The following is a 22,439-nucleotide window of genomic DNA, read 5'->3' as shown; positions in this document are numbered from 1 at the left end:
CACTTACATGTAAAGTATATGGTTACAAGCCAAAAGGGGTGCCACGTGCAATGGATGTAAACAGCGAAATGAATAAGGGGAACGCTGTGAATGTAAGAAAAATGATTGAACAAAAAAAGAGCTCAAGAAATCTTAACAATCTCATTGAAAAAGTAATGCCTAAATTACTTTTTGTGATTGCGAGCATTTCAATCCTTACCACAGTGGGAATTTTGTATACGCTATTGAGTGAGACGTTCGAATTTTTTCAACGTGTTCCAATCGTTGATTTCTTTACAGGAACAGTATTAAGGCCGTTAAGTCAAGATCCGCAATTTGGAGTTCTGCCTTTATTAACAGGGACCATTATTTCGTCTGTCATCGCGATGTTTGTGGCGATTCCAATTGGATTAATGACAGCTATTTTCTTAAGTGAATATGCTTCAGATAAAGTAAGAAGAACATTAAAACCAATGCTAGAAATCTTAGCAGGTATTCCAACAATCGTTTATGGTTTTTTTGCTTTTACGTTTGTTACACCGATTTTAAGAGATATTATTCCAGGGCTGCAGGCAACAAATATACTAAGCCCAGGTATTGTCATGGGGATCATGATTATTCCAATGGTTGCCTCATTATCAGAGGATGCGATGAGTTCTGTGCCGCGTGCCATGCGTGAAGGGGCACTAGCATTAGGTGCGACTAGACTTGAAGTAACAGGGAAAGTCGTTATTCCTGCTGCGATCTCAGGCATCATTGCTTCATTCGTTCTTGGTATTTCACGTGCAATTGGAGAAACGATGATTGTAACGATTGCAAGTGGAAGTACCAAAAACTTTACTTTTGACATCACTCAATCGATGCAGACTATGACTGCATACATTGTTGAAGTAACTGGAGGAGACGCTCCTGCTGGTTCGACTATATATTACAGCTTATATGCTGTAGCAATGACATTATTTGTTTTTACTTTCTTAATGAATCTTCTAGCAAGATATATCTCTCGCCGCTTTAGGGAGGAATATTAATATGAACATTGATACGACAACACAAACGAATACAACACCAAAGTACATTGATCAAAATACCGTTCAAAAACGGATGAACAAAAGATTAATAAAGAATAACTTGGCAAAAGGATTGTTCTTTGCTTCAACAATGTTCGGGTTAGTAGTATTAGCGATTCTTATCTTCAGAGTGTTTTCGCAAGGGATCGGATGGATTAATGTAGACTTTTTGACTGGACGTCTCTCAAATAATCCAGATCGTGCGGGGATTATGGGAGCTATTCTTGGTACGTTATGGTTAATGGCAGTCGTTGCTCCAGTCACGATGCTGCTTGGCGTTGGGACCGCTATTTACCTTGAAGCGTATGCAAAAAAAGGCAAGATCCATTCCTTTATTCAAGCGAATATTTCCAACTTGGCCGGCGTACCTTCGATCGTATTTGGGATTTTAGGGATGACAATCTTTGTTCGTGCACTAGATTTAGGCGGGGTTGTCCTTGCAGGGGGATTAACAATGTCCTTACTCGTTCTTCCAATTGTCGTAGTAGCGAGTCAAGAAGCGATCCGTGCCGTTCCTAATCATTTAAGTGAAGCTTCATACGGAATGGGAGCTACAAAATGGCAGACGATCAAAAATGTCATTCTTCCGGCAGCACTACCTGGTATTTTAACCGGTGCGATTCTTTCTTTATCACGAGCGATCGGGGAAACAGCTCCATTGATTGTTATCGGAATTCCGGCGCTTCTTATCCCGTTTCCAGGAGGTTTAATGGACCGATTCACTATTCTTCCGGTTCAGATCTATTACTGGACGATTGATGCAGCTCTTGTAGCAGAGTATGCAAATCTTGCAGCCGCAACCATTATCGTCCTCTTGATTGTGTTATTTATTCTTAATTCAACAGCGATCATTATTCGAAATAAGTTTCAACAAAGGTTTTAATAGGGGGGCATTACTGATGGGGATGTTAACAGCAGAAAAGAAGGTAAGTGTTGAAATTAAATCTAATTCAAGGGTCGAAACCGTTCCAGCAGAGAAAAAAGTAGTGTATGACACGAAGAACTTGAACCTTTGGTATGGCAAAGATCACGCGCTAAGAAATATTAATCTAGAAGTATATGAAAAAGAAGTAACAGCTATTATCGGACCTTCTGGCTGCGGGAAATCAACCTACATTAAAACGTTAAACCGCATGGTACAGCTCGTACCGACTGTTAAAATTTCGGGTGATATTGAATACCGCGGCCAAAATATTTTAGACAAATCATTTAAAGTAGAAGACTTGCGTACAAGAGTAGGAATGGTATTTCAAAAGCCGAATCCATTTCCGAAATCAATCTATGACAATGTGGCGTACGGTCCAAGAATTCACGGGATTAAAAATAAGAAAGTATTAGATGAAATTGTTGAGCGCAGTCTTCGTGGCGCCGCGATTTGGGATGAGGTAAAAGATCGTTTAAGCGAGAATGCGTATGGGCTGTCTGGTGGTCAGCAGCAACGTCTATGTATTGCGCGCTGTCTCGCTATTGAACCTGATGTGATTTTAATGGATGAGCCAACCTCAGCACTCGATCCAAAATCGACATTAAAAGTAGAGGAATTAATCCAGGAACTGAAGAAGGAATATTCGATTGTCATTGTCACTCACAATATGCAGCAAGCAGCTCGTATCTCGGATCGAACGGCATTCTTTTTAAACGGAGAAGTTGTTGAGTATGACAAAACGGATACGATCTTTTCAAATCCATCTGATAAGCGTACTGAAGACTATATTACCGGTCGATTCGGTTAAGGATGATGTCATATGACGATTAGAACGTTTCACTCTCAGTTAGATTATGTGAAGCAAGAACTATTAACAATGGGCAATAGAGTAGAAGAGGTTATTGCCGAAATGAAGGAAGCTTTTGAATCTGATAATAAGGCCCAGATGGAGGCGCTTATTGCAGAGGATTCAGCAATTAATCAATTAGAACTTGATATGCATGATAAAGTCACCCTTCTTATTTCTAAGCAGCAGCCCGTAGCGACAGATTTAAGAAAATTAATTGTAGCATTGAAAATTTCAAGTGATTTAGAGCGAGTAGCAGATCTTGTTGTGGATATGGCTAAACAGTCGATCCGAATGAATAAATATAGTCTGCCAGTATATAAAGAACAGCTTCTTGCTATGTTTTTAATTGCAGAAGATATGATTACTAAGTCATTAGAGGCTTATGAGAAGTCTGATATTTTAATGGCCCAAAAGATAGCGTTAACTGATGATAAGGTAGATACACAGTATGGTGACTTGATTCGTGAATTATTTAAAGTAGAGGATGCAAGTGTTGAAGTGGATCAAATTACACAGCTGGCATTCATCGGACGTTATATTGAACGGATTGCTGATTACGCAACGAATATCTCGGAATGGGTTGTCTATGAAGTGAATGGCAAGCATTTTGATTTAAATTAAAGAAAGAAGTCTGTGCATGTGCACAGGCTTTTTTCGTGCAAAAAATATTGCGCCTTTTTGATGAAAAGTTTGCACCTGCAACATTTTTTGCATACTGCTCTAGAGACAAGCCTAATAATAACGCTTACTTCAGGAAGATTCATAATTGGCACAGTTTTTGCACTATAAATAGGGTGACTAGACTTAAAGGAGTGGTTATACATGTCAGTACCTTACAAACACGAACCATTTACAGATTTTACGGTAGAGGAAAACCGTAAAGAATTCCAGGCGGCTTTAAAGAAAGTTGAAGCAGAACTAGGTCAAGATTTTCCGCTTCGTATTGGCGGCGAACTTGTTTATACGGATGATAAAATCACATCAGAAAATCCTGCTAAGAAAGAACAAGTAGTAGGGAGAGTTTCAAAAGCAACAAGAGATCATGCAGAACAGGCTATGCAAGCAGCCCTAACAACATTTGAAGATTGGAAGCGCTGGGATCCCGAAGCTCGTGCTGAAATTTTATTTAAAGCAGCAGCGATCATCCGCCGTCGCAAACATGAATTTTCAGCATATCTTGTATATGAGGCAGGTAAGCCTTGGAATGAGGCAGATGCAGATACAGCAGAGGCGATTGACTTCTTAGAGTATTATGGCCGCCAAATGATTGAACTTAAAAATGGTATCCCTGTCTTAAGCCGTGTCGGCGAGAACAATCAGTACGGATATATTCCACTAGGTGTGGCTGTTGTTATTTCCCCTTGGAACTTTGCTTTTGCGATTATGGCAGGAACAACAGTTGCAGCAGCAGTAACAGGAAACACAGTTCTTCTTAAGCCGGCTAGTACAACCCCTGTAGTCGCTGCGAAATTTATGGAAGTGCTTGAAGAAGCGGGAATGCCTGCAGGTGTCATCAACTACATTCCAGGAAGCGGATCTGAAATTGGTGACTACATCGTCGATCACCCGAAAACTCGTATGATCAGCTTTACTGGTTCACGTGAAGTAGGAGAACGTATTTATGAGCGTGCTGCAAAAGTAAATAAAGGACAGTATTGGTTGAAGCGTGTAGTTGCTGAGATGGGTGGAAAAGACACGATCGTTGTAGATAAAGATGCTGATCTAGATCTTGCTGCAAAATCGATTGTCGCTTCTGCATTCGGATTCTCAGGTCAAAAATGTTCAGCATGCTCACGGGCAGTCATTGTGGAAGATGTATATGATGAGGTTCTTGAAAAATCGATTGCCCTTACAAAGGAATTATCAGTTGGTGAAACCATTAACGATACAAATATGGGGCCGGTAAATGATCAAGCGGCATTTGATAAAATTATGAGCTACATTGAGATCGGCAAGGAAGAGGGCCGTATTGTAGCAGGTGGAACAGGTGACTCTTCTAAAGGTTACTTCATCCAACCAACCATTGTGGCTGATGTGGAAGCAGATGCCCGCCTGATGCAAGAAGAGATTTTCGGACCGGTTGTTGCTTTCTCTAAAGCGAAGGACTTTGATGAGGCTCTAGACATTGCTAATAACACGGAATATGGATTAACAGGTGCTGTTATTACACGCAACCGCCAGCATGTTGAAAAGGCAAAAACAGACTTCCATGTAGGAAATATGTATATTAACCGCGGTTGTACAGGTGCAATTGTCGGCTATCACCCATTTGGCGGATTTAACATGTCTGGTACGGACTCTAAAGCAGGTGGTCCAGACTATTTACAACTTTTCTTACAAGCAAAGACGATTTCTGAGTCGTTATAAAATGATACAGTGAGTGCACGGCAGGCTTTGCCGTGCCTCCTACCTTATGAATATGAAGAATGGAGATGTGGTTAGCATGGTACTTAAACCCATGTTTCTGTATTTGTCAAAAAATAAAGTGCTAAACCGTGGAGCTAAGCGTTGGGGACTTAAGATGGGGGCAAAGCAGGTTATCGCGGGGGTAACAATTAATGATGCAATGATTGCAGTGAGAGAACTTAATGATAAAGGGCTCGTAGCAACAGTCGACCATGTAGGTGAATTTATTACAACACGTGAGGAAGCATTAGAATCTGCAGATTATTGTTTGCAAACTTTGAAAGCGATTTCAGATACGGGTGTGAAATGCAATTTATCATTAAAGCTCACTCAGCTAGGTCTTGATGTAGAGCGAGAGCTTTGCTATCAGAATATGAGAAAAATCGTAGGGAAGGCAGAGGAGCTAGGAAATTTTGTTCGTATTGATATGGAAGATTCTGCTCATTGTCAGCAAACGCTTGATTTATTAAACGAGCTGCGCGAAGAATTTCCACATTCAGTAGGAACGGTCATTCAAGCCTATCTATACCGTGCAAGCCAAGATGTCACTGATCTTCAAGGTGTTAACTTAAGACTTGTAAAAGGGGCTTACAAAGAACCTAGTCAAATTGCCATTCAAGATAAAAAAGAGATTGATGACAACTACCTAGCAATCATTAAGCAGCACTTACTTAGCGGCAGTTATACAGCAATCGCAACTCATGATCATATGATTATTGATAAGGTGAAAACGTTTTGTGCAGAAGAGGGGATTCCTAAGACGCAATTTGAATTCCAGATGCTCTACGGGTTCAGAAAAGAACTGCAGGAGACGATTGCAAAAGAAGGATACACGATGCGTGTTTATGTTCCTTATGGGACGGATTGGTATGGCTATTACATGAGACGTCTGGCAGAAAGACCGCAGAACGTCAGCTTCGTCTTAAGAGGTCTATTATCTAAATAAAGAGCGACTATTGAATAGTCGCTCTAGTATTTATAATTCCTCTTCAGATAACGTTATTTTCTTTAATCGGTACTGAAGGTTTTGGCGGCTGATTCCAAGCGCTTTAGCTGCTTGGGAGATGTTGCCTTTATGTACAGTTAATGCCTGTTTAATATAGTAATTTTCTACTTCGGCAAGATGTTCTTTAAGCGGCTTGTGTAAGAATGTTTCCTTAGGTTCACTCACATGTTCGGCTTCCCCTTCTGTGGGCTCTGTTTGTGCAGTGAACCTTCTTCTAATATGCATAGGCAAATGATAAAGCTCCATTTGACGCTCTGTTGACATAATGTTCATCGCCGATTCAATCACATGCTCTAATTCACGCACGTTGCCAGGCCATTCATACTGCTCAAATAATTCAAGAACATCTGCTGAAATCCAATCAACCTGCATTTGAAATCGTTTATTAAATTTAGCTAAAAAATGTTCGACCAGTAAGGGGATATCCCCGTAACGATCTTTAAGCGGCGGGATGTACAGGGAGACAACACCGAGCCTGTAAAACAGGTCTTTTCTGAGGCGGCCGTTTGATACGGCTTCAAACGGATCTTCATTCATCGTTGAGATGATCCGCACATCAACCGGAGTATCTTTCGTATCGCCAACCCGTCTAATGGTTTTCTCTTGAATTGCTCGTAATAACTTTGCCTGCAGGGGCAGGTTTAATGAATTGATTTCATCTAAAAGAAGGGTTCCACCTTCTGCTTGCTCAAATAAGCCAGGGTGTTCAACGGCTCCTGTAAAAGCACCTTTCTTTGTACCGAATAAAATACCTTCAATAAGATTATCAGGAAGGGCTGCACAGTTTTGAGAAATAAACGGACCGCCAGCCCGTTCACTGCCATTATGGATGCTTTGAGCAAAAATTTCTTTGCCTGTGCCAGTCTCGCCTGTTAACAGAACAGAAGAACTCGTCCGCGTCGCACGCTTTGCTTCGTGAATGATTTGTGAGATTGCTTCACTCTGGCCGATAATCTTAGAGAACGTATAGCGGGTTTGATCGGATTTGTGCAATTGATCTTTCATTAATACTTCTAGACGGGTGATATCTTTTGATAACTCAAATGCACCAATGATCTCCCCGTTTTTATCTTTAAGTGGGTGAGTGTCATTCACAGCCGTTATTGGAAACCCTTTATTATTATAATATTGCTGCTTAATATTATAGGAATGCTGACCTTTATGTAATGCTTGCAGGAGCGTGCTGGTTTGCTCTTCTTTAAAGAGAAATACATCTAATAAATTTTTATGTAATACCTCATGCGGGGGCATAGACTCAATTTCTGTCATTTTTTTATTGTACATAATGGTTTCCCCATGAGAATTAACGATATGAACACCGACATCAATGGTATCTAACACTTGTGTAAGAATGTCTACAGTTTGCTCAAGTTGTTCGGGACTAACACGGTTCATATGGCACCTCCTACTGTAAGTATATGAAAGGCAGGACAAAAGTGCAAAAAAATTTGCAGAAAAGCGCAAACTTTTTAGTAGTGTTTGCACCTGTTTAGCTGTGGAATGAGGAGAAAGTCCCGTACTATTACCCTTAAGATATTGGCATTATTCTTGCATTAGGTTTTATAGAGATATTTCGCGAAATTTTGAGAGGAGATGTGTATCATGACAAAAACATCAACTATTATTGAAAAAACAGAGCAATTTGGGGCAAAAAATTATCACCCGCTTCCGATCGTTATTTCAAAAGCAGAAGGAGTTTGGGTAGAAGATCCAGAAGGTAATCGTTATATCGATATGCTTAGTGCCTATTCTGCGGTAAATCAAGGACATCGCCATCCAAAAATCATTCAAGCACTAAAGGATCAAGCGGACCGTATTACATTAACTTCACGTGCGTTTCACAATGATCAATTGGCTCCTTTTTATGAGAAAGTAGCGAGCCTTACGAATAAAGAGATGGTCCTGCCGATGAATACTGGGGCTGAGGCTGTTGAGACAGCTGTGAAAACAGCACGCCGCTGGGCTTATGATGTAAAAGGTGTAGCAGATAATCAAGCAGAAATTATTGTCTGTGAAAATAACTTTCATGGCCGGACAATGACAGCAGTTTCGCTATCATCAAGTGAGGCATACAAGCGCGGCTTCGGGCCGATGCTGCCAGGAATTAAAATTATTCCTTATGGTGACGCGAATGCTTTAAGAGAAGCGATTACGCCAAATACAGCTGCGTTCTTAGTAGAGCCGATTCAAGGCGAAGCAGGAATCATTATTCCTAAAGATGGCTTCTTAAAAGAGGTACGCGAGATTTGTACGGAACAAAATGTATTATTTATTGCCGATGAAATTCAATCAGGTCTAGCTCGTTCTGGTAAACTATTTGCATGTGACTGGGAAGAAGTAGAGCCTGATATGTATATTTTAGGAAAAGCACTAGGCGGCGGAGTAATGCCTATTTCTGTCGTGTGTGCAAATCGTGATGTATTAGGTGTATTTGAGCCAGGGTCACATGGATCAACATTTGGTGGAAATCCTCTTGCATGTGCCGTTTCTATTGCAGCACTAGAAGTCATCGAAGAAGAAAATCTTGTGAAACGTTCTCATGATCTTGGAGAGTATGTGATGGAGGAACTTCGTAAAATTCCTCATGCTGATATAAAAGAAATTCGCGGCCGAGGGTTATTTATTGGAATCGAACTTCATGTCCCTGCTCGTGAGTATTGTGAGAAGCTGAAAGAACTAGGATTATTATGCAAAGAGACACATGAGAACGTAATTCGTCTTGCACCGCCGCTCATTATTTCTGAAGAAGATTTAGAGTTTGCTTTATCTAAGATTAAGCAAGTATTTGCATAAGTTCAGGCTAAGAGCAGAGTGATACATTCACTCTGCTTATACATACATACTACGAAAATAGGAAAAAGGGGCGTTTTTTATGCAGCATTTAAAAATTGGTGTCATTGGGGTACCTATGGATTTAGGACAAAACCGACGCGGGGTTGATATGGGGCCAAGTGCGATACGATATGCAGGGCTCATTTCAAGACTTGAAGCTTTAGGGCATGAAGTGAAAGACTTTGGTGATATTACCATTGAGCGTAGAACAGAAGAAGAATTCTCCCCTGGACTTAAAAACCTATCCCAAGTAATAAAAGCAAATGACCTTTTGCGCATGCAAGTAGAAGCAATCGAAGAGGAAGGATATTATCCTCTTGTTTTAGGCGGTGATCATAGTATTGCCATCGGTACACTCGCAGGAGTGACAAAAGAGCGCAAAAATCTTGGCGTGATCTGGTATGATGCGCATGGAGATCTGAATACAGGAGAAACCTCTCCTTCAGGCAATATTCACGGAATGCCTCTCGCAGTAAGTTTAGGTTTTGGGGATGAATCTCTCACTTCAATTGGAGGATTTGCACCTAAAATTAAGCCTGAGCATATTGTCATTATCGGAGCCCGTTCATTAGATGAGGGGGAGAAGGAATTAATTCAAGAAAAAGGGATTAAGATTTTTACGATGCATGAAATTGACCGAATCGGTATGACAAGAGTTATGGAAGAAGCCATCGAGTATGTGAAGAAGAATACGGACGGTGTTCATTTAAGCCTCGATTTAGACGGGCTTGATCCAAACGATGCCCCTGGTGTCGGTACCCCTGTACTTGGCGGGATTTCGTACAGAGAAAGTCACCTTGCAATGGAAATGCTCGCTGAGGCTGGCATTTTGACCTCTACGGAATTTGTAGAAGTGAATCCCATTTTAGATGAGCGTAATAAAACAGCAGAAGTGGCCGTTGCCTTAATGGGTTCATTATTCGGTGAAAAACTTTTATAACGATTAGGTAGGAAAGAGTGATGAGCTCTCTTCTTTAGGTTTTCGGTCATCTTATGGCAATTCAGCAAACATTCTTTAGTTTTATGAGGAATCCTTTTTCATTCTTTCTTTTTTAGATTATAATGGGAACGAGTGATGGAAGGAAAAGAGGTGAATAGGATGTATAATGCGCTTTATCAATCTCATATCGGTTCTTGGGCCATTTTAGTTATACTGTTTTTTATCTGTTATTTCTTAATGAAATCAGGTAAAGCAAAAGGTGCAAAAATCGTACATATGGTTCTACGTTTGTTCTATATTATTATGCTTGTTACAGGAATCGGCATGCTGATCAATTTAGGATTCCCGCTTATGTATGTAGTAAAGGGAGCACTTGCCTTTTTCTTAATTTACGCAATGGAAATGATCCTTGTTCGCACAAAGAAGGGCACACTTGGTTCACAAGCGACAATGTACTGGGCGATTCTTATTATTACCCTTGTATTAGTTGTATTGCTTGGGTATGGAGTCATTTCATTTTAATCCAAAAAAACACACAGTCCGCTCAGACTGTGTGTTTTTTGATGTGCAAATTAATGATAGGACTTTTGATCAGCAACAACCTGATCGATCAACTGATTAATGCTCCCGATGCATTGAGTGACCTCTGGCAGATGATAGAAGGTGCTCGTAACCTCTAAATCATTTATTTGATCATCTGGAGAATAGAGATAGATGCGCTTTTCTAGGCTGATTGCCATACCCAGTTCAATATGAGTTCCTTTTCCCCCCGGCAGCAAAACGATGACAAGGTCTGCCTCGCTCACACCGTCTCTTTCATTCTGGCCAATTGAGATTAAATCCTCTTTTGTTTTTGCCCGGCCATTTCTAGTCCAATCATATGTATGAATAAAACCTTCCTTTTTTAACTTTTCACTAACATGTTGAACGGCTGCGCTATTACTGAAACTTGAAGCAACATAAAACTTCATCGTTTCCCTCCTTAACCCATTTTTTCTATTATTCTACCACGTAAATACCTGCCTGAGACTACAGGATCAACAAGATGAATGGTAAACTGATAACAGGATTGTATACAGGCAGGAGTGTTACGTATGGAATGGATGTTAAAGACATTTAATGAGCTGACAATTAATGAACTATATGAATTGATTCAACTACGAATTGATGTGTTTGTTGTAGAACAAAATTGCCCCTATAAGGAGCTTGATAATAAGGATCAAGCTGCGCTTCACTTATTAGGCTACGTAGATGGCCGTCTTACAGCATACAGTCGTCTGTTTAAGCCCGGTGATTCCTACGGCGAAGAAGCTTCAATTGGGAGAGTGATTGTGCGCCGGGATGTGCGTTCTTTTGGATATGGAAAAGAGCTGCTGATGCAATCGATCACTCGCTTAGAACAGCTTGCAGAGGGAGCTAATATTAAGATTCAGGCTCAAGAGTACCTGCTTCGCTTTTATCAGTCGTTTGGTTTTTATTCAATCTCTGACGTATATGATGAAGACGGTATTCCACATATTGATATGATGAGATCTGCCCGCCATAGAGAGGAGTGAAGTGAACGTGCGAATAATTAAACTAACGTCTTTTAAAGATGTTGCTAAGATTGACCGTTTAAAAGAAGCTTGTGCGAAACAGCAGGAGGAGAAAGGTTCCGTATTTTATCTCTTGCCATCAGGGAGCTGGCTTAAAGAAGCTAGGAAAAGACAGCCTGGTGTTCGCTATACGACATTTGATGATCTGGCGGCGTTTATTGTTAATGAGGCAGAAGGGGAGCCTATTTACCTCGATGAACATGAACGAGCGTTATTTTTCCAAAATATGATGAAAACCGATGAAAGATACTGTTCATTTAATCAAAATCAAAGCAAGGTTCGTGGACTTGCTGACACATACGGCCAAATCAAACGTCTAGGGCTGGGGTTAGAAGATGCTCCTCGGTCTCTAGAAGAGTTTAAGCCGCTCTTTAAGCAATATGAAGAGCAAACGGTTCATAACCAAAAAATGTACGACCCTGAGAACACCGTATTAAGAGCAGTAGAACTTCTAGACAATCAAAAGTCAAGTGTAGCCAGAGTTTATATTGATGGCTTCATTGATTTTGGACCGCTGCAATTTATTATGCTAAAAGCTCTTGTTTTAGCTGGTATACCGGTTACGATCTATCTGCCAATGGATCAGGAGTTCGCTATCATTCAACAAACGCAAAAAGAATTAACGGCGTTAGGGTTTCAGATGCATGCAGAAACAGATCTTTCTGCCGAGCCAGCAGAGGATGTAAATGTGATCGCTGCAAGCACAAAAAATGAAGAGATACGTGCTGTTTTAGAAGAAATTAGAATGTCGCCACTTTTATATGAGGAAACGGGGATTATCGTGGTAGATGAAAAAGATGGAGCTTCCTTACTGCGATATTACGCCGAACAATATAAAATTCCTTTAAATGTGCCGAAAAAAAAATCACTTGATTGCTCCATATCCTTTCAATTTATTCATAAGCTGCTCACCTGGGATTATTCTAAAACTAATCGTTTTGAGCTATTGCCATTGATCGATCAAATCTTCAGTCTTCATGGCTTAAAAGGAATAGATTATGTAAAGGGGAAAGAAGCATTCCTAACTACAGGTGACATTATTCATCAGGAATCAAGAGAACTCTATCAAAGGATTAAAGAGTTCAATTGGCGGAAGTCGTCAAGCTTCTACCATTATCTAAAGCAGCTCGTTCAAGCTGTCAACGGCCTCGAATTAGAGGAGAAATGGAGACAGAGGCAAGGTCAGGAAACTAGGACAAGTGAATTAAAAGACATCGTATTTGAACTTAAGACCATCGAACGACTGACTGAAGCAGTGCGTGATTATGCCGAAAAGCTCGAAACAAAACATTTAACTGATCTTCATATGACACTTGATGTATTCGCTGATTGGGTATTAGAGCTTGCAAAAAGAACAGAGTTGTTTACAGCTAGAGGCTCAAGAAGGGGGATTCAAGTTCACACATGGCGTGATATTGGCTTATTCGAAGGGCAGAAAATGTATGTCATTGGAATGAATGAAGGGGCTTTTCCTGCTGTTCATCAGCTTGGCGGATATGTTCATGAAAAGGATCTATATAATCTTCCTGTTGAAGGAGCACTCCCGACGCAAGAGCATTTCAGAAACAAGCAACAAGCTTATTTTAGGCAATTACTGCTAGCAGCGAAATCGATTGTATGTACGTACACAAAAGGGCTCGACCCTAATCATCCGCATCTTCCTTCCCCGTTTATCGAACAGTGGGTGCAAAAAGATGGAAGAGAGTGCACGTTTGAAGGTCGTATGAAGCATTCAATAAGCTTTTCCAAAGAGGATCAAATAGAAAAGACCGCCTATCATATGGGGCTTGGTATGAAGGTTTCAGAACCGGTCGCTGAACTCGTACAGCTTTCAGAAAGGCATCAGTACTTAAGTGAGGGCGAGGAGAAGGTAGAAGAAGCTCATCAAGAATCTCTCATGAAGAATACTGTATCGATTACAGAGCTTGAAAGTTACGCTAGGTGTCCATTCAAACATGGCTTAGAGAGGGTGCTTCAGGTAGGGGAAGTAAAGAGTATACAAGAGCGGATCTCTCCCATCGATATCGGCCAGATGATTCATACGTTGATAGAGTCGATCTATAAAGAGCTAGATTTGATTGGGGTTCCGTTTGGAGAGTGTACAGAAGAAATAAAAAATGAGGTCCCAGTTCTTTTGGAAGAGAAATTTGAAGAGTTATGGGAACAAATTGAATCAACCGCCCTTGAGATCTCCAGGCTTGATTTACTTCTTGAGAAAGAAAAGTGGTGGCGGAAGATCAACAGATGGTGGCAGGCAGAGCGAAAGCATTTCTGGGACAATCCTCATCTTAGTGAAATGAAGATTCATTCGCTTGAAACGGCCCTTCGTTTAGAGCTTGAATTAGATGAAGGTACAACGCTTCATTTGACCGGTAAAGTTGATCGTGTTGATCTTGATCAGGGAGGATTCACGATTTATGACTATAAAACAGGATTTGCACAGGTGAAGCTTGAAGAGGAAGTGCGAAGCGGGCTGAAGCTTCAATTGCCTCTGTATGCTAGAGCTCTTAAAGAAAAATTAAGTACCTCTGACGCTGTCATTCGTGCTCACGGGGCCTCGTATATTTCACTGCGAGAGCCGGAGAAGCGTGCAGGTAATGGTATTTGGCGTTCAGATCAAATTGGAAAAAGCTCTAAATTCCTTGTTCATTACTCTTGCAAAAACAAAGAGGATGATCTTGGAGGAGATGAATTTATGGAAGTATACGAATTAAGAAATAAAGTGCAGACCTTATGGAAGGGTACGCATACGGAGTTTTCAGTGAGACCGCTCGATTGTTCGTCTTATTGTCCCTATAAATCAGTCTGTCGAGTGACAGAAGATCAAAAGGAGGGGCTTTAATAAATGGAATTTAATATAGCACAAACATCCGCCATTACCAATGAGCAATCTCTTGTGGTCATCGCGGCAGGGGCAGGTTCTGGTAAGACGCGCGTATTAACAGAGCGGATCATGTACTTGCTTGAAAAAGCATTTCATGAGCCCGCTTCAAATATAGCTGCTACGATTGAAGAAGTTGCAGCAATAACGTTTACCGAAAAAGCAGCGCGTGAAATGAAGGATCGTGTTCGTAAACGTATTAGTGAGAAAGAGGCTTTAGCACAGACGGAAGCTGAGGCAGCGTTTTGGAGAGAACAAAAAGAATTAGTGGAAAGAGCACACATATCTACATTTCACAGCTTTTGTCAGCAGCTGCTAGGTCAGTATGCGATGGCAGCAAAGCTCCCCCCTAAAATACGAATTATTGATGAGGTGGAAGCCAAGCAGTTAAAAAGAGACGTCTTAAAAAAGCATTTGCAGGATGTTGAATTTACAGCTTCAGCGAAAGAGTTCTTTTCTTATATGAGCAAAGATCAATTTATCTCTACAATGGAAGACATTCATGCATCTATATCAGAGCTCGTGATAGGAGAAGATGCTGTGCTCCAATTGCAAGCAGAAGACATGCTGCATGCTCAGATAGAAGCCGTGAAAGAAAAGCAAAGAAAAAAAGTTGAAGCATTCCATAGGGCTGCACTTGATCTGCTCCCTCAATTTCCGCCGGCAGAAGGGTTAACTAAAGCTCAAGCCGGACATGTTGAGAGACTTCAAGAAGCCTTTTTATCACCGCCTTCCACGTCTCGTCCGAATGAGTATATGGATTGGCTGATCGGAGTAATGCCTAAACGTACTGATAAAAAGTGGGAAGAAGCGATCCCAGCCCTATTTCAGCTGTTTGAAGAGCACTGGAAGCCATTAAAGGATGACTGGAAGGCGATTGGCGGAGAAGTGGAGATGGATGAAACCACCAGCTTGCTTTTAGGGCATTTTTTAGATCTACTGGGTGACTTTCATCTCGCTTATAAGAGAGAAAAGGAGCTTAGGGGAGTAGTAGATTTTAGTGATCTCCAGCAAAAAGCGGTGTCGCTCCTCCTTAATAAGGAGATACAAGAGGCTTGTCAAAAGCAGTTTCGCCATATGCTTGTAGATGAATTCCAAGATACGAACCGTCTGCAGCTTGAGATGCTTGAGCGGATTAATCCTTCGTACCGCTTCATTGTCGGTGACACGAAACAATCGATCTATCGTTTCCGCGGGGCGAATGTAAGATTGATGAATGAGCTTGAACAAGCTGCTGTCGAACAAGAAAATGCTGAAGCCATTGAAATGAATATTAATTATCGAACGTGTAAACCGATTATTGATGGAGTGAATGCCTTATTCCAAAGTGCAATGACTGATCACATTACAGAAAGCTACCAAACCCGGTATGCAGCTCTAAGTGCCAATAGAGAGGCAGAGCAACCTGGTCAAAAGCAAATGGAATTACTGCTTCTTAACAAGGAAGAAACAGAAGAGGAAGCGGACCCGTACGAAGCGCTCGCTCACCGGATCAATGAGATGATCACATCACAACAGCCGCGTGTCTTTAAAGGGGAGAGCTGGCAAGCACCAGCATTCAAAGACATGGCGGTACTCATACCTGCTCGTACAGATTTATTAAAGCTCGAGCGTGCGTTTAGTAAGCAAAACATTCCCTATACAGTGTATGGGGGAATTGGGTTTTATGAGCGGCAGGAAATTATTGATTTCATTACCCTGTTGCGATGGATGAACAGGCCGTTTGAAGATGTGTATGTGTTATCTCTATTAAGAAGCCCGCTTATTGGCCTTACGATGAATGATTTTGTCACGATTGCAAAACAAAAAGAAGCGACACAAAGCTTTGCGGATTATCTGTATCAACTATCTGAATCACCGCCCAAAACGGGTCTAGTTGATTCAGACGATCTTCCCCCTCAACAAGTTTTGGATGCTGCCCTTAAATTGAAAGAGTGGCTCCTGAACTATGTACCATTCTCTATTAAAGGATCGCCTGGTGAAACCTTTGATAGGATGATCAAAGAAACAGGGCTTGTGCATAGTTTGCTTATTCAATCAAACGGCCTCCAAAAGGTGAAAAATGTAGAAAAATTAATTCAGATGATTGAGCAATCACACTTAAGAAGCTTAGAGGAGATTATTCATTTTATTGATGAGAGAATGGCCTTAAATGATAAAGAGGGCGAAGCGGAAATGGAGCGCACAGAGGGAGATGCAGTTAATATTATGACAATCCATGCCTCAAAGGGATTGGAGTTTCCAATTGTATATCTGCCGCAATTAGAGCGTTCTGTACAAGGAGATAAGGGTTCGGTTCGCTTTGATGCAAAGCTGGGTGTGGTCTGGAGCTTAGAAGAAGAGACAGATAACCTTGAAGTCCGTCCTAAAAAGCTTGTCACTCCTGGCTTTGAACTTGTTAAGGAGTCAGCAGGTCTTGAAGCAGAAGAAGAGTCTAAACGCCTGTTCTATGTGGCAGCGACACGTGCAAAAGATTACTTAGTCATGATTGGGAACGGGGATGGTGCAAAAAAATCCTGGCTTCATCTTCTTGAAGAGGCAAGGGACTGTGGTCCATTAGAAGACTATATAACGGTCGTAAATGAGATCTCTAAGCAGCTCCCGCATCATGCAGAGAAGCGTGTGTATAAGGGAACGGAGCTAGCGGAGAAAAAAGAAGTTCTCTATCCTCTGTCAGTGTCTGAGATCATGACGTTTATTCACCAACCTGAAGAATACTATGAGAAGTACGTGTTAGGAGTAAATGAGTCTCGGCGATTAAGAAGTGATGTGGCTGCAGATCAAGAAACGCGAGTGTCGCACGTAGACCCTGCAGTTGTCGGGACGCTCGTTCACCGCGCTTGCGAACTAAGGGATTATGGCTTTAGAGCAGAAGAAGCAATCACAGAAGCGATGAACTATGTGGATGAGCTTAATGACACAGCTTCTGTTAAAGACTCCTATGAACAAGAAGTGACTGAATTAATGGAAACATACAATGAAGCTCAGCAAAAGGAACTAGGTACTCCTGTTAAAAATGAATGGTCATTTGCAACAGAAATCGCCGGAGCTGAAGTTATTGGAGAGATTGATAAAATCGTTGAAAAAGATGGGTGCTTGCATATCATCGATTTTAAAACGAATCGAATCAAGCAATCGGGCAGTGAATGGCTTGCAGTGTATGATGTCCAATTATACCTTTACAAAATGGCCTATGAACAAGAGACAGGACATCACATCTCTACTATGTCCCTCTATGTGTTAAGAGATAAGGAACAGCCGCTGCACACCATTCGTGTAGAGGAAGAAAAAGAAGAATCGATAAAAAAAGCGATTCAAAGATTGGTTCATTTACGTAAATCAAATGCAGATCTTACAGACTATGTAATGTAGAAGAAAGCGGACAAGCGAGTGGCTTGTCCGCATTTTTTATACAATTCGTTTTCTAATCATGGCACTTAAAGAGTCAATGATTGTTACGACCACAATGATAACAACAAGAATCATTCCAACTTCGTCCCAGTTACGATTTTGTGTAGCAATGGTAATTAATGTTCCAATACCGCCTGCCCCGATAATACCTAAAATCGTCGAAGCACGAACATCAATTTCAAACCGGTAAATGGCATACGATAAAAACTCCGGAATGATTTGAGGGATAATCCCATAGAAGAGGACTTGAAGTTTATTTGCCCCATTTGCTTCAAGAGCTTCGACTACATTCATATCAATTGATTCAATGACTTCACAATATAATTTGCCGAGCATTCCGATCGAACCAATGGCAATTGCTAAAACCCCTGCAAAAGGAGAGGGTCCGATTGCTGCAACAAACATTAACGCAAGAACCAGCTCCGGGAAGGCACGAATGGCATCTAGCAGCCATTTTGAAAAGGTATTTAATAGTTTGCTTTTGACCATATTACTCGCAGCAAAGAAACCAAAGGGAATGGCTAATATAGCTGCAAGCAAAGTTCCGGTATAGGCCATTTGCAGCGTTTGCCACATCAGCTCCATTACTTTTCCAAAAGCCGACCAATCGGGTGAGAACAGCTGGGGTATGACCCGGCTGAAATTATCAATCGAACGCTCGCTGAATACCCGTGCCCATCTAATATCAATTCCTATAAAGGTCCACATATAAAGAGCAATAACTGAAGCTGTAATAAGACTAAATCCAATCCATTGTTTCTTCGTTCTTCGTTTCTTGAGTGTCAGCTTATGTTCCATTAGACAAGTCTCTCCCTTATTTTATTACTGATGTAATCAATGATAACAACAGCAATAAAGATGATGAGAATAATCGTCATCACACGCGGATAATTGAAGAAACTCACTTGCTGTTGAAGAAGCAGCCCCACACCGCCTGCCCCGACAAATCCGAGGACGACAGAAGCTCTCACATTAACTTCAAATACATACAAACCAAATGAAACAAATTGAGGCAGTACTTGCGGCATGACAGCATACCAAATCACTTGCAGCGTGTTCCCTCCTGATGCACGAATGGCTTCAAGCGGATTAAGGTCAATGGCTTCAATCGTTTCATACATTAACTTTGCTAGAATTCCTAATGAAAAAATAAAAAGCGCCATAATCCCGGGGAAGACCCCTACTCCAAAGATCCCCACAAAAATAACTGCTAATAGAATATCCGGGATTGTACGCAAAACATTCATGATAAAGCGGACAGGCTGGTGAACCCATTTGCTAGGAAACAAGTTAGCAGCGGACAAAAGAAAGATAGGGATGCTCGCGAGCGCCGCAAAGGTGGTAGCAATGATTGCCATTTGAATAGTCTCTGCAAGGTATTCCCATACTTGCGGTGCATAACTCCAATTGGGAGGGAAGAGGTCCTTTGCTACTCGCTCAAATCCTGACCAGCCGTCAATAAAATCTATGAGAGACGATTCTGTTGCAATCGAGGTATAAATATATAAACCAATAATAGCAAGGAGAATAACCGACATTTGACGTTTGACGTTTGCAGAATAGAGAGCAATAGAAGTTTCGTTATTTGATCCGTTATTCATTTTCTTGACCTCCTACAAGGTCATCCTCTCTGATCTTTCGTCCATATATCTCTTCAAAGGTTTCTTCCGTTACTTCACTCGCAGGACCATCAAACACAACTTCACCAGCACGCATGCCGATAATGCGGTCAGCATACTCCATCGCCATATCGATAAAATGTAAATTAACGATCGTTGTAATTTTGTCTTCTTGGTTTACTTTTCTAAGATACGTCATCACCTGATGAGATGTAGGGGGGTCAAGACTAGCTACTGGTTCATCGGCCAGAATGATTTTAGGCTGCTGCGTAAGAACCCTGGCGATTGCCACGCGCTGCTGCTGGCCGCCGCTAAGTTGATCGGCGCGCTGATGCATTTTTTCAGCGATGTTCACACGTTTTAGACTGCGGTGAGCAAGTGAAAGATCTTCTTGTGAATAAAGGCTTAACAAGCTTTTTAGAGTTCCCGTATGACCAAGGCGGCCTGAAATGACATTTTTCATCACAGTCGAGCGTTTAACGAGATTGTAGTTTTGAAAGATCATCCCTACTTTTGTGCGAAGTTCACGAAGCTTCCGTTGATTAAATGACAGGATGTTCTCATTATCAATAAGAAGCTCTCCCTCTGTAGGTGTGACAAGGCGGTTCATGCTCCGTATAAGAGTTGACTTTCCTGCACCGGATAATCCAACAATGACCACAAACTCTCCTTCATTAATTTTGAGATTAATATTTTTTAAGCCTTGTGTACCATTTGGGTAAACAAGAGATGTCTGTTTAAATTCAATCATGATCGTACCCCTTCCTGATGTAAACCTGACAAATAAAAAGGAGGAGAAACATCCCTCCTCCTTCGTCATGTTAAAGGTTATTTGTACACCCTGTTAATCTAAAGAAATCGCTCCGTCATCTTTGAACTTTTCATAAGTGCTGCGGACCACATCGTAGTCGCTGTCTGCTGCTTCATCGATGCCTGTCCAGTTATACACTTCATCCATAATCGTAAGCATTTCCTCGTCATCATTGAATGATAAGAAAGCTGCACGAATCTGCTCGATAAAGTCAGCTGGCATGTTTGTGTTAGCGCTGATCGTATCATTAGGAATATCAGCTGTAAAATCAAGCTGCACCAGCTCATCCATTGCTTCAGGATAATCGCCTTCAATCGCTGTACGTGCATCTTCAAATGTAGTCGCAACATCAGCATCGCCTTCAAGAACCATAATCATGGCATTATCATGTGAACCTGCTTGGATTAAGTCGCTGAAATAATCTTCTACAGCCTCTACACCGTACTCATCCATTAATTGAGCAGCAGGGAATAAGTATCCGCTTGTTGAAACATTATCCGGGAATGCCCATACTTTTCCTTCAAGATCTTCGATTGACTCAATGCCAGAATCTGCACGAACAGTATATTGTGCTCGGTAAGTAGAAGAGCCATGGCGAACAGATTTTAGAATAGCTTCCACGTTGTCATAACGCTCAGTCGCAAGAACATAACCGAAAGCTGGGATAAAGCCGATATGAACTCGATCATTTCCCATTGCTTCAACTAGTGCCGTATAGTTAGTCATTACTTGTCCCGATACTGGAATGCCTAATTCTTCAGATAGACGATCAGCTAGTGGTGCTACTGTGTCGGCAATCTTGTCTGAATCTTGTGAAGGTACAAAGCCCATAATCAGTTCATCAGGCAGGCCTTCAGCAGCTGCATCATCCTCTTCAACTTCTGTATCTTCCTCTTGTGGCTCTGGATCTTGGGTTGCTGTTGTTTCCTCATTACTCTCCCCACAAGCAGCGAGCATTAATGCGAGCAGCATCATGAGTAAAGCCGTCATCATTTTTTTCATTTCTTTTCCCCACCTCGTATGTATTTGTTTGTCTTACAGCTGTGATTATGGGGGATAGGTAATGACAAATCTACACATTGCGCCGTATTTTTACACATTGTTTATAGTGGCTTTACAAATTTACATCTTTAACAATATCTTTAAGTTTTTTGTAGAAAACTGTAAAAGAACAGCGTGTGATCAATGATACGATGACTATATGTGTTTAATTTTTTTGGAAGGAGAATGTCTGTGCTAGAACGGTATGATTTGATTATTTTTGATTTAGACGGAACGTTATATGAAGGAGGGGAACATTTTGAGTATTATGCGAATCACTTAAAACAAAAAGTAAAAGAGGATCAACAAAAAGAGTTTGCTTCTGATTACGAGAAGATGAAAGAAGGGGAGCACCCCGTTACGATTGGGAAAGCCTATGATGTAGAGAAGGATCTTGTTTTAACAATCGATCCTATGACTCTCCTTGTAGCGGAGGCCTTAAGATGGGATGGCTCTCTTTTATCAGAACAAGAAACACGGGATCTTTATCAAGAAAAGCTTATTTTTGATTTTGAGTCGATGATTGCAATAGGAGATGGCTGGTGGCTTCCTTTTGTATGTGCGAAGCATTACGGAGTAGAAGATTGCTATTCAAGTTATGTAGCAACAAAAGAATTTATGGTGACTGATGCTTTCACTCTCGATCCGCTGCCGGGGTTAAAAGACTCACTTGAAAGACTTGCCGCTGCAACTTCGGTCGTTCTTGTGACAAATAGCGATATCGATGACGTCAACCGTCTATTACATGAACTACAATTAACAGATATGTTCAAAGAAGTGATTCCTTCAGCTAAAAAGCCAGCTGAGACGAGCCGGTTGTTCAAACAGCTGCTTGCCGCGTATCAAGTCGAACCAGATCGCACGGTATCAATAGGTGATAATTACATTAATGATGTGGCTCCCGCTGTTTTACTAGGCATGGATGGAATATACATAAACCCGGATACGCCCCCTTCTTTTCATAGGAATGTAAAAGTCATCTCGTCTGTTGTAGATTGTTTTCATTGAAGCTAACCTGTTGGTTGGCTTTTTTTAGTGAGTTCTGATCATGGTATAATGAAGTATATAATGGATGG

Annotated in this window: 19 protein-coding genes; 13 read left to right on the top strand and 6 right to left on the bottom strand. The window is 41.2% G+C overall.

The features are described 5' to 3' along the window. Nucleotides 1-50 precede the first annotated feature (50 nt). The 6 genes from pstC to A33I_RS11940 all read left to right on the top strand — a co-directional run bounded on the left by pstC (nt 51) and on the right by A33I_RS11940 (nt 6,173). Entirely contained in the window at nt 51-1,007 is a 957-nt protein-coding gene (pstC, locus tag A33I_RS11965; RefSeq protein WP_012959871.1) for a phosphate ABC transporter permease subunit PstC, read from the top strand. Nucleotide 1,008: 1 nt separating this feature from the next. Next, nucleotides 1,009-1,929 (top strand): phosphate ABC transporter permease PstA, encoded by a 921-nt coding sequence (pstA, locus tag A33I_RS11960; protein ID WP_022628651.1) that lies wholly within the window; start codon nt 1,009-1,011, stop codon nt 1,927-1,929. A 16-nt stretch (nt 1,930-1,945) separates the two neighbouring features. Then, on the top strand, nt 1,946-2,779 hold the full coding sequence (pstB, locus tag A33I_RS11955) for a phosphate ABC transporter ATP-binding protein PstB (protein ID WP_022628650.1): 834 nt from the start codon (nt 1,946-1,948) through the stop codon (nt 2,777-2,779). Nucleotides 2,780-2,791: 12 nt separating this feature from the next. Beyond that, the gene (gene phoU, locus A33I_RS11950) at nt 2,792-3,442 is read left to right on the top strand and encodes a phosphate signaling complex protein PhoU (RefSeq protein WP_022628649.1); all 651 of its coding nucleotides are present in this window, start codon (nt 2,792-2,794) and stop codon (nt 3,440-3,442) included. A 201-nt stretch (nt 3,443-3,643) separates the two neighbouring features. Continuing rightward, entirely contained in the window at nt 3,644-5,188 is a 1,545-nt protein-coding gene (pruA, locus tag A33I_RS11945; RefSeq protein ID WP_022628648.1) for an L-glutamate gamma-semialdehyde dehydrogenase, read from the top strand. 67 nt (nt 5,189-5,255) lie between these two features. Further along, nucleotides 5,256-6,173: a proline dehydrogenase family protein gene (locus A33I_RS11940; protein ID WP_031311602.1), complete on the top strand. Its 918-nt coding sequence runs from the start codon at nt 5,256-5,258 to the stop codon at nt 6,171-6,173. 30 nt (nt 6,174-6,203) lie between these two features. Here the strand turns inward: A33I_RS11940 and A33I_RS11935 are convergent, their stop codons facing one another. Then, a complete protein-coding gene (locus A33I_RS11935) occupies nt 6,204-7,628 on the bottom strand; it encodes a sigma-54 interaction domain-containing protein (RefSeq protein WP_022628646.1) in 1,425 nt (474 codons plus the stop codon). Between the two features lie 207 nt (nt 7,629-7,835). On the opposite strand from A33I_RS11935, the gene A33I_RS11930 reads away from it, so the two are divergent. From A33I_RS11930 to A33I_RS11920, 3 genes are all read left to right on the top strand, one after another. After that, a complete protein-coding gene (locus A33I_RS11930; protein ID WP_022628645.1) occupies nt 7,836-9,026 on the top strand; it encodes an ornithine--oxo-acid transaminase in 1,191 nt (396 codons plus the stop codon). Between the two features lie 79 nt (nt 9,027-9,105). Beyond that, nucleotides 9,106-10,005 (top strand): arginase, encoded by a 900-nt coding sequence (rocF, locus tag A33I_RS11925; RefSeq protein ID WP_022628644.1) that lies wholly within the window; start codon nt 9,106-9,108, stop codon nt 10,003-10,005. Between the two features lie 135 nt (nt 10,006-10,140). Then, entirely contained in the window at nt 10,141-10,527 is a 387-nt protein-coding gene (locus A33I_RS11920) for a YisL family protein (protein ID WP_235806188.1), read from the top strand. A 50-nt stretch (nt 10,528-10,577) separates the two neighbouring features. Here the strand turns inward: A33I_RS11920 and A33I_RS11915 are convergent, their stop codons facing one another. Then, nucleotides 10,578-10,976, bottom strand: coding sequence for a nucleoside 2-deoxyribosyltransferase (locus A33I_RS11915; RefSeq protein WP_022628643.1), 399 nt, complete (start codon nt 10,974-10,976; stop codon nt 10,578-10,580). A gap of 123 nt (nt 10,977-11,099) precedes the next feature. Between A33I_RS11915 and A33I_RS11910 the strand changes: the two genes are divergently transcribed. The 3 genes from A33I_RS11910 to A33I_RS11900 are packed head-to-tail and all read left to right on the top strand — an operon-like array spanning nt 11,100 to nt 17,853. Further along, entirely contained in the window at nt 11,100-11,561 is a 462-nt protein-coding gene (locus tag A33I_RS11910) for a GNAT family N-acetyltransferase (RefSeq protein ID WP_022628642.1), read from the top strand. A gap of 7 nt (nt 11,562-11,568) precedes the next feature. Beyond that, the gene (locus A33I_RS11905; protein WP_022628641.1) at nt 11,569-14,442 is read left to right on the top strand and encodes a PD-(D/E)XK nuclease family protein; all 2,874 of its coding nucleotides are present in this window, start codon (nt 11,569-11,571) and stop codon (nt 14,440-14,442) included. A gap of 3 nt (nt 14,443-14,445) precedes the next feature. Then, nucleotides 14,446-17,853 carry a UvrD-helicase domain-containing protein gene (locus A33I_RS11900; protein ID WP_022628640.1) on the top strand — a complete coding sequence of 1,136 codons (3,408 nt, stop codon included), beginning with the start codon at nt 14,446-14,448 and terminating at the stop codon, nt 17,851-17,853. 36 nt (nt 17,854-17,889) lie between these two features. On the opposite strand, the gene phnE (A33I_RS11895) is transcribed toward A33I_RS11900, so the two are convergent. From phnE (A33I_RS11895) to A33I_RS11880, 4 genes are all read right to left on the bottom strand, one after another. Beyond that, nucleotides 17,890-18,690 (bottom strand): phosphonate ABC transporter, permease protein PhnE, encoded by an 801-nt coding sequence (phnE, locus tag A33I_RS11895; protein WP_022628639.1) that lies wholly within the window; start codon nt 18,688-18,690, stop codon nt 17,890-17,892. After that, nucleotides 18,690-19,493, bottom strand: a complete 804-nt coding sequence (gene phnE / locus A33I_RS11890) for a phosphonate ABC transporter, permease protein PhnE (protein ID WP_022628638.1) — start codon at nt 19,491-19,493, stop codon at nt 18,690-18,692. The genes phnE (A33I_RS11895) and phnE (A33I_RS11890) overlap by 1 nt, the downstream gene beginning before the upstream one ends. Then, the gene (gene phnC, locus A33I_RS11885) at nt 19,486-20,262 is read right to left on the bottom strand and encodes a phosphonate ABC transporter ATP-binding protein (RefSeq protein WP_022628637.1); all 777 of its coding nucleotides are present in this window, start codon (nt 20,260-20,262) and stop codon (nt 19,486-19,488) included. The genes phnE (A33I_RS11890) and phnC overlap by 8 nt, the downstream gene beginning before the upstream one ends. Before the next feature lie 93 nt (nt 20,263-20,355). Beyond that, nucleotides 20,356-21,324: a phosphate/phosphite/phosphonate ABC transporter substrate-binding protein gene (locus A33I_RS11880; protein WP_022628636.1), complete on the bottom strand. Its 969-nt coding sequence runs from the start codon at nt 21,322-21,324 to the stop codon at nt 20,356-20,358. A gap of 231 nt (nt 21,325-21,555) precedes the next feature. Here A33I_RS11880 and A33I_RS11875 point away from each other — a divergent pair, with 231 nt between their 5' ends. Then, nucleotides 21,556-22,371, top strand: coding sequence for an HAD family hydrolase (locus A33I_RS11875; RefSeq protein ID WP_022628635.1), 816 nt, complete (start codon nt 21,556-21,558; stop codon nt 22,369-22,371). Nucleotides 22,372-22,439 lie beyond the last annotated feature (68 nt).

It is taken from the genome of Alkalihalophilus marmarensis DSM 21297, from assembly GCF_000474275.2.
Lineage (GTDB): Bacteria > Bacillota > Bacilli > Bacillales > Bacillaceae_D > Alkalihalophilus > Alkalihalophilus marmarensis.
This window is presented reverse-complemented; position numbering and strand designations above follow the sequence as displayed.